The sequence below is a fragment of the Hyphococcus sp. genome, assembly GCF_965228385.1.
Classification (GTDB): Bacteria; Pseudomonadota; Alphaproteobacteria; order Caulobacterales; family Parvularculaceae; genus Hyphococcus.
The window spans coordinates 1,315,844-1,332,235 of record NZ_OZ245810.1 but is presented as its reverse complement, the minus strand read 5'-3'; the positions used below and the strand labels follow the sequence as shown (position 1 = coordinate 1,332,235).

The 16,392-nt window shown below is 57.3% G+C and carries 16 protein-coding genes; 10 read left to right on the top strand and 6 right to left on the bottom strand.

All coding sequences use genetic code 11. The annotated features are described in order from the left end of the window. Positions 1–50 precede the first annotated feature (50 nt). The 4 genes from ACQK2Q_RS06285 to ACQK2Q_RS06270 all read left to right on the top strand — a co-directional run bounded on the left by ACQK2Q_RS06285 (position 51) and on the right by ACQK2Q_RS06270 (position 4,522). The gene (locus ACQK2Q_RS06285) at positions 51–731 is read left to right on the top strand and encodes a hypothetical protein (protein WP_425408888.1); all 681 of its coding nucleotides are present in this window, start codon (positions 51–53) and stop codon (positions 729–731) included. Between the two features lie 18 nt (positions 732–749). Beyond that, entirely contained in the window at positions 750–2,954 is a 2,205-nt protein-coding gene (locus ACQK2Q_RS06280) for an RNA degradosome polyphosphate kinase (RefSeq protein WP_425408887.1), read from the top strand. Between the two features lie 66 nt (positions 2,955–3,020). Then, the gene (locus tag ACQK2Q_RS06275) at positions 3,021–4,106 is read left to right on the top strand and encodes a hypothetical protein (RefSeq protein ID WP_425408886.1); all 1,086 of its coding nucleotides are present in this window, start codon (positions 3,021–3,023) and stop codon (positions 4,104–4,106) included. After that, positions 4,037–4,522 carry a hypothetical protein gene (locus ACQK2Q_RS06270; protein WP_425411128.1) on the top strand — a complete coding sequence of 162 codons (486 nt, stop codon included), beginning with the start codon at positions 4,037–4,039 and terminating at the stop codon, positions 4,520–4,522. The genes ACQK2Q_RS06275 and ACQK2Q_RS06270 overlap by 70 nt, the downstream gene beginning before the upstream one ends. Here the strand turns inward: ACQK2Q_RS06270 and ACQK2Q_RS06265 are convergent. From ACQK2Q_RS06265 to ACQK2Q_RS06240, 6 genes are all read right to left on the bottom strand, one after another. Continuing rightward, a complete protein-coding gene (locus tag ACQK2Q_RS06265) occupies positions 4,519–5,367 on the bottom strand; it encodes an SDR family oxidoreductase (RefSeq protein ID WP_425408885.1) in 849 nt (282 codons plus the stop codon). The two genes, ACQK2Q_RS06270 and ACQK2Q_RS06265, sit on opposite strands and share 4 nt — an antisense overlap. A gap of 129 nt (positions 5,368–5,496) precedes the next feature. Further along, positions 5,497–5,922 (bottom strand): VPLPA-CTERM sorting domain-containing protein, encoded by a 426-nt coding sequence (locus tag ACQK2Q_RS06260; protein WP_425408884.1) that lies wholly within the window; start codon positions 5,920–5,922, stop codon positions 5,497–5,499. A 250-nt stretch (positions 5,923–6,172) separates the two neighbouring features. Next, entirely contained in the window at positions 6,173–7,804 is a 1,632-nt protein-coding gene (locus ACQK2Q_RS06255; RefSeq protein WP_425408883.1) for a CTP synthase, read from the bottom strand. A 92-nt stretch (positions 7,805–7,896) separates the two neighbouring features. Continuing rightward, positions 7,897–9,714, bottom strand: a complete 1,818-nt coding sequence (locus ACQK2Q_RS06250; RefSeq protein WP_425408882.1) for a DUF885 domain-containing protein — start codon at positions 9,712–9,714, stop codon at positions 7,897–7,899. A 200-nt stretch (positions 9,715–9,914) separates the two neighbouring features. Continuing rightward, complete coding sequence (gene secG / locus ACQK2Q_RS06245) at positions 9,915–10,460, bottom strand: preprotein translocase subunit SecG (RefSeq protein WP_425408881.1); 546 nt, start codon at positions 10,458–10,460, stop codon at positions 9,915–9,917. Positions 10,461–10,583: 123 nt separating this feature from the next. Then, positions 10,584–10,730, bottom strand: a complete 147-nt coding sequence (locus ACQK2Q_RS06240) for a hypothetical protein (protein ID WP_425408880.1) — start codon at positions 10,728–10,730, stop codon at positions 10,584–10,586. A gap of 69 nt (positions 10,731–10,799) precedes the next feature. Here ACQK2Q_RS06240 and ACQK2Q_RS06235 point away from each other — a divergent pair, with 69 nt between their 5' ends. The 6 genes from ACQK2Q_RS06235 (at position 10,800) to ACQK2Q_RS06210 (ending at position 16,123) form a co-directional block, all read left to right on the top strand. Then, a complete protein-coding gene (locus tag ACQK2Q_RS06235) occupies positions 10,800–12,227 on the top strand; it encodes a pyruvate dehydrogenase complex E1 component subunit beta (protein WP_425408879.1) in 1,428 nt (475 codons plus the stop codon). 5 nt (positions 12,228–12,232) lie between these two features. After that, on the top strand, positions 12,233–12,547 hold the full coding sequence (locus tag ACQK2Q_RS06230; protein WP_425408878.1) for a DUF5076 domain-containing protein: 315 nt from the start codon (positions 12,233–12,235) through the stop codon (positions 12,545–12,547). Between the two features lie 134 nt (positions 12,548–12,681). After that, entirely contained in the window at positions 12,682–13,119 is a 438-nt protein-coding gene (locus ACQK2Q_RS06225) for a nuclear transport factor 2 family protein (protein ID WP_425408877.1), read from the top strand. 139 nt (positions 13,120–13,258) lie between these two features. Then, the gene (locus tag ACQK2Q_RS06220; RefSeq protein ID WP_425408876.1) at positions 13,259–13,708 is read left to right on the top strand and encodes an aldehyde-activating protein; all 450 of its coding nucleotides are present in this window, start codon (positions 13,259–13,261) and stop codon (positions 13,706–13,708) included. 145 nt (positions 13,709–13,853) lie between these two features. Then, positions 13,854–14,729 (top strand): hypothetical protein, encoded by an 876-nt coding sequence (locus ACQK2Q_RS06215; protein WP_425408875.1) that lies wholly within the window; start codon positions 13,854–13,856, stop codon positions 14,727–14,729. A 65-nt stretch (positions 14,730–14,794) separates the two neighbouring features. Continuing rightward, positions 14,795–16,123 carry a pyruvate dehydrogenase complex dihydrolipoamide acetyltransferase gene (locus ACQK2Q_RS06210; protein ID WP_425408874.1) on the top strand — a complete coding sequence of 443 codons (1,329 nt, stop codon included), beginning with the start codon at positions 14,795–14,797 and terminating at the stop codon, positions 16,121–16,123. Positions 16,124–16,392: the final 269 nt, after the last annotated feature.

The window sequence follows — 16,392 nt, the reverse complement described above, 5'->3', positions numbered from 1 at the left end:
AGCGGCGGCGTCATACGGGATAAATTTGATACATCACAAGTCAGAATATTATGCCGTCTACTGAAAACGCCGCCCGCCAACTCTCTCTGGCGCTGCCGGATTCGCCGCCTGAATACGGTCGGGCGTCTTTTATCGCAGCGGAATCCAATGAAGCTGCATTGCGCGCCGGGGAGGCGTGGTTGCGCTCGGATGAGCCTGCGCTGGTGATCTGCGGCCCGCAGGGCGCCGGAAAAACCCATCTCGCTTATGCTTTGCTCGAGCCATACGATAAAACGGCAACGCTGGCTGACGTCTTTTTCACCGGCGATCCCGATTATGTGCTGGTCGATGATATGCCTGCGAGCGATCCGCATAAATTCCTCAGCGCTTATGAAACGGCGTGCGCGCGCGGCAAAAGGCTGATCCTGGCTGGCGCGGGACATCCTTCCGACTGGTCACTGGGCTTGAAGGACCTGCGCACCCGGCTGGAAGCGGCGCCGCGCGCGGTTCTCGCCGACCCTGATGAAACATTGATCCGCGCGGTCATTGCCAAAGGGTTTCGCGACAGGCAAGTGATGGTGAGCCCTGCGGTCATTGAATACGCCGCGCCGCGCATAGCGCGCACATTCGCCGCCGCGCATCGCTTCGTGGCTCTGGCCGACCGGCGGGCGATGGCGGAAAAGCGAAAAATAACAACGCCTTTCGTGCAAAATCTGTTTGCTAACCTTTCTGAAGGCGATAGTGCGCCATAAATAGGAAACTACAAACTCATGCTGGTTGAAGGAAAACGGGACGTGGCGGCGGACGACGGCGCAAAATACGATATCACGACCGCGGCGCCGATCATGACGGACTCGCCGAACAGGTTCATCAACCGCGAACTTTCATGGCTGTCGTTTAACGGACGCGTTCTGGAAGAGGCGTTGAACGAAACGCATCCGCTTTTGGAGCGTCTGCGGTTTTTATCCATATCGGCCAGCAATCTCGACGAGTTTTTCATGGTGCGCGTCGCCGGTTTGCGCGGCCAGTTGCGTGAAGGCGTCTCTGCGATTTCTCAGGAAGGATTGTCTGCGCAAGAGCAGCTCTCGCTGATTACCGACCGGGCGAGCCTTTTGATGGAAGAGCAGCAAAGGTGCTGGCGCGAATTAAAACCATTGATGCGTGACGCCGGTATCCACGTCATGGATGACGAGGAACTGTCCGGGGATGATCTGGAATGGCTGGAGGCGGAGTTTCAGTCGAATATTTTTCCTATCCTGACGCCGCTGGCGCTTGACCCCGCGCACCCTTTTCCGTTCGTCCCGAATATGGGCTTTGTGCTGTGTTTCGAAATGAAGCGCGAAGACGGGCAAATCATGGAGGCGTTGTTGCCGGTGCCGGTCAAGGTGGGCCGGTATATCCGTTTTCCGGATGCGCCGCCCGCTGACGATAAAAGGCCGCCGGTTCGGTTTATCGCTCTGGAAAAAGTTCTCGTGCGGTTTATTCATCACGTCTTTCCTGGATTTGAAGTCCTGTCGCACGGCGCCTTTCGCGTGCTTCGGGACTCTGACGTTGAAATTGAGGAAGAGGCGGAAGATCTTGTACGGGTCTTTGAGACGATGCTGAAACGGCGCCGGCGCGGCGACGTGATCCGCGTCAAGATTGACGCCCGCACGCCCGATCATCTGCGCGATATGATCCGCGAAAGCCTGCAGGCCACGGCCCAGGACGTGATTTTCGTCGACGGCATGCTGGGTCTCGCGCAGAGCAATGAACTGATCCCGCCCGACCGGCCTGACCTGCAATTTGAACCTTATGAACCGCGATTTCCGGAACGTATTCGCGAGCATGGCGGCGACTGCTTTTCCGCCATCCGGGCGAAGGATATTCTTGTCCATCACCCCTATGAGTCTTTCGATGTCGTCGTTCAATTCCTGAAACAGGCGGCGGCGGACCCGAAAGTCGTCGCCATCAAACAGACGCTTTATCGGACTTCCAAACAATCGCCCATTGTCGAGGCGTTGATCGAAGCGGCGGAAGCCGGCAAAAACGTCACGGCGCTGGTTGAGTTGAAGGCGCGCTTTGACGAAGAGGCGAATATACGCTGGGCGCGGGCGCTGGAGCGGTCTGGCGTCAACGTGGTTTACGGGTTTCTGGAATACAAGACCCATGCGAAACTGTCGCTCGTCGTACGTCAGGAAGCCGACGGCGCGCGAACTTACGTCCATGTCGGCACGGGCAACTACCATCCAATAACGGCGAAAATTTATACCGACCTTTCGCTCTTTACCTGCGACCCGGCCATCGGACGCGATGCGGCGAAAGTCTTCAACTATATCACCGGTTATGCGGCGCCAGCGTCGTTTGAAAAGTTTGCTGTGGCGCCGCTAAACGCAAGACAGCACATTTCCAAACTCATCGACAAGGAAATTCGCAACGCCAATAAAGGCAAACCCGCCGCCATCTGGGCGAAAATGAACGCACTCGTCGACAGCGCGCTGATTGACAAGTTTTATGAGGCGTCTGCGGCGGGCGTGCAGATCGATCTCGTTGTGCGCGGGATCTGCTGCCTGCGGCCGGGCGTGCCGGGATTGTCCGAAAACATTCGTGTAAGGAGCATAATTGGACGATTTCTGGAACATGCGCGCATCTATTGTTTCGGGGCGGGCGCGTCATTGCCGAACAGTCAGGCGAAAATATATGTTTCCTCGGCGGATCTGATGCCGCGAAACTTGAACCGGCGCGTGGAAGTGTTCTGTCCGGTGGAAAACCCTACGGTACATCAGCAGATTCTCGATTACATTATGGTCGGGAATCTCAATGATGAGTCGCAAAGTTGGCAGCTCCGCCCTGACGGAACTTATGAACGCTACAAGACATCGCCGGACAGCGAGAATTTCAACGTTCATACTTATATGATGACAAATCCGTCGCTTTCCGGACGCGGCGCATCGCTTGAGTATAATGCGCCGAAGGAAATCAAGCGCAAGAAATAAAAAGGCAGGCGCAAGCGAATCGCGAAATGGTCGAATCGGCGAAACTTATAATGACGAGCGCCGTAAATGGGGTCTGAGACGAAAATCGCGAAAAAGGGCGCTATGTCGCTAAAGCGGGCCGTCGTGGATATTGGCTCGAATTCGGTGCGGCTGGTTGTCTATGACGGGCCGAAACGCGCGCCGATTCCTATCTGTAACGAAAAAGCCTTATGCGGTCTTGGCCGCGATATGACTGAAGACGGCGGGCTGAACCCCGATGCCGTCAGCGATGCGCTCGCGACGCTCGCCCGATTCCGACATGTGCTTGATGATCTTGGCCGTCCCCCGACGACTGTGATTGCAACGGCGGCTGTGCGCGACGCCCGTGACGGTAAAAAATTTGTCGAGGCGGCGTGCGCGCTTGGATTTGACGTTAATGTCGTCTCCGGTGAGGAGGAAGGCAGGCTGGCGGCTTACGGCGTCGCCGCCGTTGAACCGCAGGCGACCGGTCTTGTGGGCGACATGGGCGGCGGCAGCCTTGAACTGGCGCTGCTTTCCAAAGGCGAAATTGACGACAGCATCAGTCTGCCGATCGGTCCGTTCAACCTGATGCGCGCAGCAAATGGCGACATGAAAGCGGCGGAAAAATTTATAGAAGAACAGCTGGACGCTGTTAAATTCCTAAAGCCCAAACATATAGACAGATTATATTCTGTGGGCGGCGCATGGCGGGCTGTCGCCCGGATTCATATGGGCCTGAAAAGTTATCCTCTATCGGTGCTGCATCATTATGAAATGACGAGCGCGCAGGCGCTGGACGTGTGCGACCTGATCGCGCGTCAGAGCCGCAAATCGCTGGAGGAAATTCCGGGTATTCCGCGCCGTCGCATCGATACACTACCGCTGGCGTCGATGGTTCTGCGCGCTGTCATTGCGCGCGTCAAAGCCGATAAAATTATTGTTTCCGCCGGCGGCGTTCGCGAAGGCCTGTTATACAGCGACCTCTCAAAACAGGAACGCGAGAAAGACCCGTTTATCGAAGCCTGCCGATTTTATGCAAAGCGCCTGACGCCGGAGCCAGGCTTTGGCGAGCGGCTTACAACATCATCGAACCGCTGTTTGAAGGCGACGATCCCGAGGGCGCGCGGTTACGGTTCGGCGCTTGTTTATTAAGCGATATCGGCGCCTATTTTCATCCGGATTTGCGCGGGCGGCATGCATTCGATACGGCTTTGCGCGCGCCGTTTGCAGGCGTCAGTCACGCGGAACGCCTCTGGGTGGCGCTTGCGCTATTCCGGCGGCATCAGGGGCGTACAGCGCCGGCGCCGGATGAACAGGCCATGGCGATCATGCCGTGGGAAGCACAAACACAGGCCACTAAATTCGGACTGGCGTTGCGATTTGTCGCGGCGCTTGCGCCCAAGGCGCCCGCCGCGCTTGAGGGCTGCAAACTAGCACAACATGGAAACGAAATTGTGTTCACGGCGCCGTCTGACCGCAAGGCGTTGATGGGCGAAACGCCGAGGCGACGTTTTGCGTCTCTTGCGTCGGTGTTTGAAGCCGAAACGAGCGAAATTTACGAAGACTAGTTTTCTTCTTTCCGATGGGCGTTAAGCCCGTTGACGCGTTCGAATATTCGGTCGGTGACAGCCGAAGGAAAAAGATTTCTCATGGCGAGCGCGCCCAGCATTTTTGGCGGCGCCGTATAGCGCGAATGCGGCCGTTGCGCCGTCAGCGCGTTGTGAACGGCCTCCGCCACTACACTGGGCCCCGGCGCCGATGGATGGCCGCGCGCGTGCCAGGCTTTGAATGTTTTTACCTGATCGGCGTAGGGGCCTTCATTCTCGAAACGCTCCAGCGCTTCCTGCTCCTGATGGCCGAACGGCGTGTTGATAAAGCCGGGCCTGACGACAGAGACCTTTACGCCATGCGGCGCCAGTTCGCGGCGAAGGGAATCCGACAATCCTTCCACGGCGTGTTTCGACGAAGCGTAGACGCCCTGAAACGGGGCAGCGATTCGCCCTGCGATCGACCCAATATTGACGATACGGCCGCGCCCGGCGCCGCGCATCTGCGGCAGGACGGCGCGCGTGACGGCTACGAGGCCAAAAACGTTGGTTTCGAACTGACGGCGCCATTCGTCTGACGAAACCAGTTCGACCGGTCCCATGACGGAAACGCCTGCATTATTTACAAGCCCGTATAAAACGGCGCCAGCGTTCTCAATCTCCGCCAGCGCGGTTTTAATGGATGCGTCGTCGGTCACATCCAAAGCGACAGGGGTTATCTTTCCGCCGCCGAGGGCTTTCAGGGCGTTCAACTTTTCTATACGGCGCGCGGCTGCGAATACGCGAAAGCCTTTATGCGCGAGATGTACGGCAGTAGCTTCACCGATGCCGCTTGATGCGCCAGTGACCAGTACGGATTGATGCAAGGAAATGCTCCCTGTTGCAGTGGGAACGCAACATACGCTGCTTCAGGGATGGCGCAAAGCGACGCAAAAAAAGGCGGCGCCGCACCGGGGAAGTGCAGACGCCGCCAGGGGTGCGCGTATTGGGGAGGGTTACGCGTCTTGCTTGCGCCGGCGAGCGGCAAAGCCGAGGCCGGCTATACCGGATAACAACAGGGGTATTGCACCCGGAATCGGAACGGCCGACATGCGAATATTGTAATCAGGCAGCGTCACGCCGTCGTTAAAGGCAAAGCCAGTGATTTCAAAGAAGATGTCAGACGTACTCGCAATGGCGAGAACAAACTGGTTCAGAATTTGAAATCCTGCTGCGTCAGTAATGGTGAATGTCCCTAAGTCAATCGAATCCTGTTCAAAGGAAATCGTCAGGTCGTTAAAACCCGAAGGAACCGAGCCGGACTGGCCGTCAAAGTTTACATCCACTAATCCATTAGCGGGGGCGGCTGTCGCCACTTCAAAGCTGCCCTCGGCGACATACGCACCGGCGGCGACATTTTCATCTTCAATGCCGACATCCATAACGCCAAGCGGGCCGCCGTTTACTTGGCATGTTCCGACAGTACATGGGGCCGCTTGCGCGCTTCCCACGCCGGCTGCCGTCACAAAACAAGCTGATAATACGGCTGTTCTTAAATTCATTGGTAAAACTCCAATCTTTTGTTCAACAGGAACAGTTGGCCAACGCGAGGCGGGCCTTGAAGTTCCAAAAATTTAAGGAAAAAAGTCGCGTAGCGCGCAAAAACCAGAATCGCGGCGTTTAATGCGGCCGCTACACCAGTCGCGAGCGTTTCACCGCCGCTTCAATGAACGATGCAAACAACGGATGCGGGTCAAAAGGGCGCGATTTCAACTCGGGATGGTATTGCACGCCGATGAACCAGGGATGGTCCGGTATTTCCATGATTTCCGGCAGTTCTCCATCAGGCGAGGCGCCGGAAAAAACGACCCCGTGTTCTCCAAGACGATTGCTCCACGCCATGTCCACTTCAAAGCGATGGCGGTGGCGTTCTTCAATTTCTTCCTTGCCGTAAATTTCCCTGACGCGGCTGCCGGCTTTCAGATGCGCCGGATAGGCGCCGAGACGCATTGTGCCGCCAAGGTCGCTCTCTCTCGTGCGCACTTCCATTTCGTTGCCGCGCACCCATTCGGTCATCAGACCGACAATCGGCTGCTCGCACGCTGCAAATTCGGATGAACTGGCGTCCTCTTCGCCGAGCAGATTTCGCGCCGCCTCAATGATGGCCATTTGCATGCCGAAACAAATGCCGAAATAGGGGATCTCTTTTTCCCGCGCGAACTGCGCCGCCTTGATCTTGCCTTCCGCGCCGCGCTCTCCAAATCCGCCAGGCACCAGAATGCCGTGAACGCCCTCAAGGGCAGAAAGCGCTGAATCCTCTTTTTCAAAAACGTCGGATTCCATCCATTCGACATTCACGCGCACATTATTGGCGATGCCGCCATGGGCGATCGCTTCGATGAGCGATTTATAGGCGTCTTTCAGCACCGTGTACTTGCCGACGACGGCAATAGTGACTTCGCCGTCCGGCTCGGTAATGCGGTGAACGATATTCTCCCAGCCTTCAAGTTCGGGTTCAGGCGGATCTTTGATCTGAAACGCGTCCAGCACTTCGCTGTCAAAGCCTTCTTTGTGATAGGTCAGCGGCACTTCATAGATTGTCCTGCAATCAAGCGCCTGAACCACGGCGGACGGGCGCACATTGCAGAACAGTGCTATTTTGCTGCGCTCGCTTTGGGGGATTTCGCGATCAGAGCGCACAAGCAGGACGTCGGGCTGTATGCCGATGGCGCGCAACTCGCGAACAGAATGCTGCGTTGGTTTTGTCTTCAATTCTCCCGCCGACGGGATGAACGGCATCAGCGTCAGGTGCACATAAACCGCGTCGCCGCGCGGCAATTCATTGCCGAGCTGCCTGATTGCTTCGAAAAACGGCAACGCTTCAATGTCGCCCACCGTGCCGCCGATTTCGCACAAAACAAAGTCGGCGCCGCCGGCGTCCGACAGGACAAACTGTTTGATGGCGTCGGTTACATGCGGAATGACCTGCACCGTGGCGCCGAGATAATCGCCGCGCCGCTCGCGTTCCAGAATGCGGGAATAAATCTGGCCCGTGGTGACATTATCGTTTTTCGAAGCAGAAACCCCGGTGAACCGCTCATAGTGACCGAGATCGAGATCGGTCTCCGCGCCGTCATCGGTGACAAAAACTTCGCCGTGCTGATAGGGCGACATGGTGCCGGGATCGACATTGAGATAAGGGTCCAGCTTGCGCAGCCGCACCTTGTAGCCGCGCGCCTGTAGAAGCGCGCCCAAAGCCGCCGAAGCAACACCTTTTCCGAGTGACGACACCACGCCGCCGGTAATGAATATATACCGCGTCATGGAAGCCCGTCTTAGCGGAGATTGCGCGCCATTCAAACTCTAATTTTCTGCGGCGCATTTGTCGCGCCGGCGGCGGCCTCTAGCGGCGGAAATTACCGCGCCTGTTCGCTTTCCACCCAGTCCTCGACGACGCCTTCCAGTATCCCGAGCGGCATGCTTCCATTCATCAGGACAACCCTGTGGAACTCGCGCAGGTCGAAATCCGGCCCCAGCGCCGATTCGGCGTTCGCCCGCATCCGCAAAATCGCGAGCTGTCCCGTCTTGTAGGCTGTCGCCTGTCCCGGCCAGACAACATATCGCTCTATCTCACGCGTGGCTTCGTCTTCTGTATAACCGGTCTTTTCGATCATGTAGGCGATCGCTTCCTCGCGCGACCACTGCTTTGCATGCATGCCGGTATCGACGACGAGACGGACCGCGCGAAACATCTCGCCCTGCAGACGGCCGAGATCGCCCAGCGGATCGTCTTCGTACATGTTCATGTCGAGCGCCGCGAGGCGTTCAGCGTAAAGTCCCCAGCCTTCATTATAGGCGCTGAACGGCGACAGCGTGCGCAAGATTGGCACGCCCTTGATATTCTGGGCGGTGGAAATCTGGAAATGATGGCCTGGCGCGGCTTCATGATAAAGCAGCGTCGGCAGTGTCCATCGCGGATTGTCGGCGGTGTCTTGCAGATTGATATAGAATCGGCCCGGCCGCGAGCCGTCCAGCGCCGCGGGCATGTAATAACCGCCCGGAGCGGAGGCTTCCGAGTATTCCGGCACCCGCAGGATTTCAAGCTCCTGCGGGGGCAGAGCGACAAAGTACTGGCTCGCCTTATCCAATACGTCTTCGTTCAGCGCGACCAGGTAATCGAGCATCTGACGGCGGCCTTCATCCGTATTCGGAAAAAGCTCCGAGGGCTCTTCCATGAGCATCTTGACGCGTTCGGAAACTGTTCCTTCGGTGTAGCCCTCCGCGATTAGAATCGCGTCCATTTCCTGCTCGATGCGCGCGACTTCCGACAAGCCGGTATTATGAATTTCATCGGCGCTCATGTCGGTGGTGGTATTGGATTTCAGCGCATTGGCGTAAATCTTGTCGCCGTTGGGGATGCGCCAGATCCCGGCGTTATGATCGGCTGTCTCATGCATTTCCTCGTAAAGCGCGATCATCGCCTCGTAGCCGGGAATAACCTGTGTTTCCACAGCTTTTGTTGTTTCGGCCATATAGCGCCGTTTTTTCTCGTCCGACAGGCCGATCTCTTCGAGCTTGCGCGGCAGGGTCGTGACGAGCGCGTTTTCCTGCGCGCCGCCTTCGATAAAATTGCGCATGACGCTGAGCGATTTTTCAATAATGAAATCCGGCGGGACGACGCCATTGGCGCGATCGTCCTCCACGCGGCGTTTGACCTCGCGCAGCACGCGGCCGAAATCATTGACGCGAGAGATATAACGCTTGACGCTTTTCTCGTTCTTGATGACGTGCTGGTCGGTCAGGAAGCTGGGTAGGTCGACGGTAACGCCGGAATTTTGCACGACACGATAGCCGCTATATTCATATTCCGTCTGGCGTATGAGATCGTCCAGAAACCAGGCGGTGATTTCCCAAGTCAGCCGTTCCTGGCCTTCAAGACCGTCGGGGCCATATTTGTCGAGACCGGCGCGCGCTTCCCTCAGCCGTGCGCGGTCTTTTTCATCCTTCGCCTTGGTGTAGTCGGACAGCTTGCCGGAGTGAAAATCGAGCGGCGTATTGTCAACCACGCCCAGATTGGTCAAAAGCTCCGGGGTGTCGATCGCGAATTCGATCATGACTTTGTTGACATAATTATTGACGCCGACCGGCGTGAACCAGAACCACATGCTGAGCCCGGCCGCCGCAGCAACGATCAACACCAATAATCCGCCAAAAATCTTGCCCGCCAGTTTCATCAAAAAATCCCCTTATGTTCCCCGTAGCCAATCCGGTCTGGCGCGGATTATGCCGCGTCAAACCTCCGCTGACGAGATGGATTTATTGCAGGGGCTGAATTAGGGGCTGAATTAGGCGCAGAATTTACGGCATTGGCGCATGTGCGCGCCGTATAAAGCTCGACGCGTACTGAACCTAGATAGCGAAAATCACGGCGATTCTACTGATTGGGCGCGTTTTCTTCAGGTTCTTCGCCTTCCGCGGGTGTTTCGTTTGCCGGGGCTGGCTGGTCCGCAGGCTGTTGCTGCGGCTCTGCACCGGACGGCGCAGCGTCTGGCGGGGCTTCACCGCCGAGAGACTCGATGAGTTCCGCCGCGCTCGCGGGTTCGTCTGTCTCATCGCCTGCCGGTTGCTCTTCGCCGCCGAGAGAATTCAACAAGTCCTCCGCCGAGGCGGGCGCATTCCCGGTGTCTTGCGTTTCCTGCTGGTTACCAGTTGCGCCGGTGAGTTCATCGATGACGTCGTCATCGCTTTCGCCGGCGCCGGCGCGAATGGCGAGGACAAGCGAGGTTGCGAAAAACAGCGCCGCCAGCACTGAAGTCGTGCGCGTCAGCGCGTTTGCCGCGCCGCGTCCCGACATGAAACCGCCGCCGCCGCCGCCACCGCCGCCGATGCCCAGCGCGGCGCCGTCAGAGCGTTGCAGCAGCACGACGCCGATCAGCGCCATCACGATGAGTGTGTGGATCGTTAAAATAACGGCAGTCATGGCAAAACTCTTAATTCCCGGCCGGCGAATACATGAAAACGGAAGGTATTCTTCGGCGTTATCTAGGAAGCCCGGCGCCTAATTCAAAGCGCTTCATTTCGAAGGAGCCGGGGGATACCGGAATCACCCGGTTTCTGCAAGGGCCGGGCGTATGGCTGTCAGCGGCGGGTCAGGCGGGCGATGAGCCGTCCGGCGCTTGACCTGCCAGTCAATCTGATCGCCCGACTTGCCGTGCAGAGATTGCAGGAATATCGGCGAACCCGCTTCCATTATTCAGGTCTTGTTCTTCCCCTAGCTTAGCGGCTATGCAAATGCACCTGAAATCGCTGGGAAATTGCAATGCCAACGCCGATCCTCATGCCCGCCCTTTCGCCGACCATGGAAGAAGGGACACTCGCCAAATGGAATGTCAAGGAAGGAGACGACGTCTCGTCCGGCGATGTGATTGCGGAGATTGAGACCGACAAGGCGACCATGGAGGTCGAAGCTGTCGACGAAGGCAAGATCGGAAAGATCCTCGTCGCCGAGGGAACCGAGAACGTCAAGGTCAATGATCCCATCGCTGTCCTGATCGGCGACGGCGAAAGCGCCGACGATATCGACGAGTCGAACCTGAACGGCGGCGGCGCAAGCCAGGGGGGCGATCAGGCTGATGCGAAAGACAGTTCGGACGAGGATGAGACAGGGGCCAAAGACGAAAAACCCGAGGGCGAGGACGACAGCGCGCCGCCGCAGCCGAAAATCACCGCCGCCGCCGATCCGGAACTGCCTGACGATGTGGAGATGATCCCGACGACCATCCGCGATGCGCTTCGCGACGCCATGGCTGAAGAAATGCGCCGCGATGAAGATGTGTTCCTCATGGGCGAGGAAGTCGCGGAATATCAGGGCGCCTATAAAGTCTCGCGCGGTCTTCTGGATGAATTCGGTCCGCGCCGCGTCGTCGATACGCCTATTACCGAATATGGCTTCGCCGGGCTTGGCGTGGGCGCAGCGTTTGCGGGCCTCAAACCCATTGTCGAATTCATGACCTGGAACTTCGCCATGCAGGCGATCGATCACATCATCAACTCGGCGGCGAAGACGCGCTACATGTCCGGCGGTCAGATGGGATCGCCGATTGTTTTCCGCGGCCCGAACGCAGCAGCCAGCCGCGTCGCCGCCCAGCATTCCCAGGATTATGCTGCGTGGTATTCCAATGTGCCGGGGCTGATTGTGATTTCGCCCTATTCGGCTTCTGATGCGAAGGGTCTTTTGAAAGCCGCGATCCGTGACCCGAACCCGGTGGTTTTTCTCGAGCACGAGCTTCTCTACGGCGACACAATGGACGTGCCGGACGTTGACGACTGGGTCCTGCCCATCGGCAAGGCCAAGGTCGCGCGCGAGGGCGCCGACGTCACCATTGTTTCCTATTCGCGCGGCGTAAAATTCGCGCTGGAAGCGGCGGAGAAACTGGTGGGCGAAGGCGTCTCGGCGGAGGTCGTCGATCTGCGCACGCTTCGCCCGCTGGATGTGGAGACCGTGCTGGAATCGGTGCGCAAGACGAACCGCATCGTCACAGTCGAAGAAGGTTGGGGCCCTTGCGGCGTCGGCGCCGAAATCGGCTGGCAGGTCACGCAACACGCCTTCGATTATCTGGATGCGCCGCCGGCCCGCGTGACGCAGGAAGACGCGCCGCTTCCCTACGCCGCCAACCTCGAAGCCTTAAGCCTTCCGAATGCGGACAAAATCGTCAAGGCGGTGAAGACGGTGATGTATAAGGATTAGCAGGCATGGCTAAGCTGGATTCTCTTGACCTTCCTGATGGCATTCATGAAGAACAAGAAGGTCATGAACTCGTCCGTTTTTGGATTAGTAGTGGCGTTGATCATGTTTCGTTGAATATCGGCTTATTTGACAATGACAAAGAGCCAAGCGTTTGGGGGACAGTCGCCGCTGACATAGCAAAACATGCTGTTCGCGCCATGCTTCAAGATGACCCCACGCGTGATGAGGCTACTTTATATGCTGAAATTGAGAGAGCTTTTTCCAAACGGCTTAAAGCTAAAGCCAATTTTGAAGGTCAATTGAGAGGCGAAAAACATTGAGCTTCTTGGCTGACCAGTCGATTTATATTTCAAGTCCAAAAAAATTCTCATCCAACTTTCGTGACCGGAGAGTAGGAAAATGATTTAGGCCGGGCGTATAGTGAATACGGAGGCAAGAGAGGGAGATCTGAACAATGAAATTACTAATAATATTAGCGGTGACGGTTCTCGCCCTCGCGCCAGCCCGCGCCGACGATCACAAGCCTGCCGACAAGGCCGCTATTGAGGCCGCCGTATGGGATTATTTTCACGGACAGGGCGAGGCGAGCGCGGAGCGCCTCAACCGCGCCTTCGCCGGCGATCACGCCGCCATGGTCGGGGTCCTTAAGAACGATGACGGCAGCGATGCGATCCGCTCGTGGAAAGACATGAACGAGGTGATCGCCAATTGGTCGGCCAACGACAATCCGCCGGGCGGCGAGCGCGACGGCGAGATCGTGCACATGAATATCGTCGACAGCCGCATCGCCACGGTGATGTTCCGCTCGACCGATCGGTTCTACGATGCGCTGACGCTCGCCAAGGTAAACGGCCAGTGGAAAATCATCGCCAAGGGCTTCGTGCGGCAGTGACTTGTTCTGACAAATATTCGCCTTCCTCCTGCGAGACGCGCCGCCCCTTCATCCTGAGGAGCCCTGCCGGGTTGAAAACCCGCGGGGCGTCTCGAAGGACGGGGCGGCGCCCTCAGGATGAAGGCGTAGGGTTAGTAAAATGATCCACACAGGCCAGTGTCATTGCGGAAAACTGAAAGCGACGTTTCAAACGCAGAAGACGCCGGAAGCGCTGGGTGTGCGCACATGCCAATGCGCCTTCTGCCGCGCTCATGGAGCCGTCAATATTTCCGATCCGCAAGGCCTGACGACCATCGACTGCACAACGGGCAATGTGCAGCGCTATACATTCGCCCTGCGCACGGCGGATTTTCTCATCTGCAGGACATGCGGCGTTTATATCGCGGCGGTGATGGGCGAGGGCGAGAAGATTGTATCAACGATCAATGTTGTCGGGCTTCGCATGAAGGCGTTTTTTGACATCGAAGAAGCGCCCATGGACTACAGCGCCGAAACGCCTGCTGAACGCATCGAGCGGCGTTACGCAAAATGGACGCCGACGCGGTTTCAAAATCCTGACCTCGCCGCTTCGAATTTTGGCCCGCACTGACGGTGGATGGTTTCTCAGATAACAACAAAACCCGCTCATCCCGTCGCAAGACGGGATCCAGCAAGATGAAGTCGCCGGGCGCAGCCCGCCGTTTATTATGTGAACTGGACCCCGGCTTCCGCCTGGGTGAGCGGGTAGGGCAGTGATGAGCGACATTGCCAACACCCAGGGTTATATCACCATGGCCTACGGTCATCGGCGGTTCTTTGAGATGGCCGTTAATCTCGCCCTGTCGGCAAGGCTCAACGATCCAGATCGCCCGGTTACGCTTCTCTACAAGGAAGAGGCTGAGCTGCCGGAAGACCTGAAGCCCTTTTTCGATCAGTGCGCGCCTTTTCCGGACGCTTCGCAATATCCGGGCGTCACCATCAAACTCGGCGTTTACGAGCCGGCGCCGTACACGGAAAACTTTTATGTTGACGCGGATTGCCTCATCATGAAGCCGGATATGGACCGCCACTGGGCGAAATACGGCGCGCGGGATTTCATGATTTCCGGCGACGTCGTGACCACCGGGTCCGCCTATGGGTGCGACGTAAAAAAAATGATGGCGGCGGCGGGCGTCGATTATTTCTGCAACATGAATTGCGGCGTCGTGTTTTTCCGCAAATCCGAAGCCGCCGCGAAAGTGTTTGACGATGCGCGCGCACTGATGCGCGATCGCCACCCGGACCTAATCGAGTTGCGTCCCCGCCGCGGCGACGGGCTCTCCGATCAGCCCTATTTTTCAGCGGCAATGGCGAGAAACGGTATTCGCCCGATTTCTTATACGCCGGAGGAGGGAACCATCATGGCGACCACCTGGCGCGCCGCCGATATCGATTTCGATCTCGCCGGCGCCCGCGCGCAGTTGAAGAAGCCGACCGGTTTCAGGATTCTCGATCGTTTATGGGCGAAGGGGTGGGTTCAGCACGACACGACCATCGCCCATTTTATCGAATTGAAGCCGCTCGGCGTCTATCAGCGGTTGTCGGACTGGCTGCGCGATCATTACGGCGTTCCGCGCTACAAATTTGATTGATTATTGTTTCGGCCTTACGCACCGTGCTACGTCCTTTTCTTATCGCCTTTGCAGAGATTTAAATCATGCCAACGCCAATACTGATGCCCGCCCTGTCGCCGACCATGGAGGAAGGCACGCTCGCGAAATGGAACGTCAAGGAAGGCGACAAGGTCTCTTCCGGCGACGTCATTGCTGAGATCGAAACCGACAAGGCGACCATGGAAGTCGAGGCCGTGGACGAAGGAACAATCGGCAAGATCATGGTGGGCGAAGGTACGGAAAACGTGAAGGTGAACGCGCCTATCGCCGTTTTGCTCGATGACGGGGAGAGCGCCGAGGATATCGACGAGAGCGCGCTCAGCGGCGGCGGATCGAACGGCGCTTCTGAGAAACAGCCTGACCAAAATGAAGAGCCGAAAAAAGGCGATGCGAAGCCGGCAAATGGCGACGCATACGCCGCACCGAAAAAGGAGGCTGCGCCTTCACCGCAACCAGCGTCATCGCAGAACGGGCGCATTCTCGCCTCGCCGCTGGCCAAGCGCATTGCCGAGCAGGAAGGTCTCAATCTGTCCGCTTTGAACGGGACAGGACCGAAAGGCCGCATCGTCAAGCGGGACATTGAAAAGGCGCTGAAGGACGGAACCGGCAAGGGTGCGCCCGCCGCGCCGCAAATCACCCCGGCCTCCGTGGATTCGCGGCTTTATCCCGAAGACAGCTACACCGCCGTCAAGCTTGACGGCATGCGCAAGACGATCGCAAAGCGCCTGACACAAAGCTTCAACCAGGAAGTCCCGCATTTCCCACTTAATATCGATGTGGCGCTTGATCAATTGCTTTCAGCCAGGGCGCGCATCAATGCGACTTCGCCGAAAGAGGGCGATGAGGCGTTCAAGCTGTCGGTGAATGACTTCATCATCAAGGCGTCCGCCATGGCGCTGAAAAAAGTACCGCAGGCCAATGCAACCTATACGGATGAAGCGATCCTTTTGCACAAACACGCCGACATCGGCGTCGCCGTCGCCATCGAAGGCGGCCTGATCACGCCGATCGTGTGGCGGGCGGAAGAAAAGGGCCTCAAGCAGATTTCCGCGGAGATCAAGGATATGGCGGGGCGCGCTCGGAAAAAGAAACTGAAACCCGAAGAATATCAGGGCGGCACCTTTTCTGTTTCCAATCTCGGCATGTTCGGGATCACATCCTTCGCCTCGATCGTGAACCAGCCGCACGGCGCCATCATGTCTGTGGGCGCCGGTGAGGAGCGGGTCATCGTCAAAGACGGCAAGATGGAAATTGCGACGATGATGACGGTAACGCTGACCTGCGATCATCGCGTGGTCGACGGATCGGTCGGCGCGGAGTTCCTGCAGGCGTTCAAGGCGTTTATCGAAGAACCGGCCGCGATGCTGCTTTAGCGTCGGTCGCCATTTGGATCGTATGGCTTCCGCCGGAAAGTATCTGAATTTGCTTCTTATACTGCAATTTCAGCGTGATGGCTCTGAAAATACAATTAAATCAACAAGTTAGATAAATCGCGCATATGTAATATTGTAACAACAGATTACAATTCGTGATTGTATAACACAAAAAAGCCGCCTTTTTGCCGCGACAATATTCTATTTAAATGCAATATTCTGCTCATCGCGAGGGTGTTGTGTATGCTTCGCGTAGGCGAGGCGTGCAG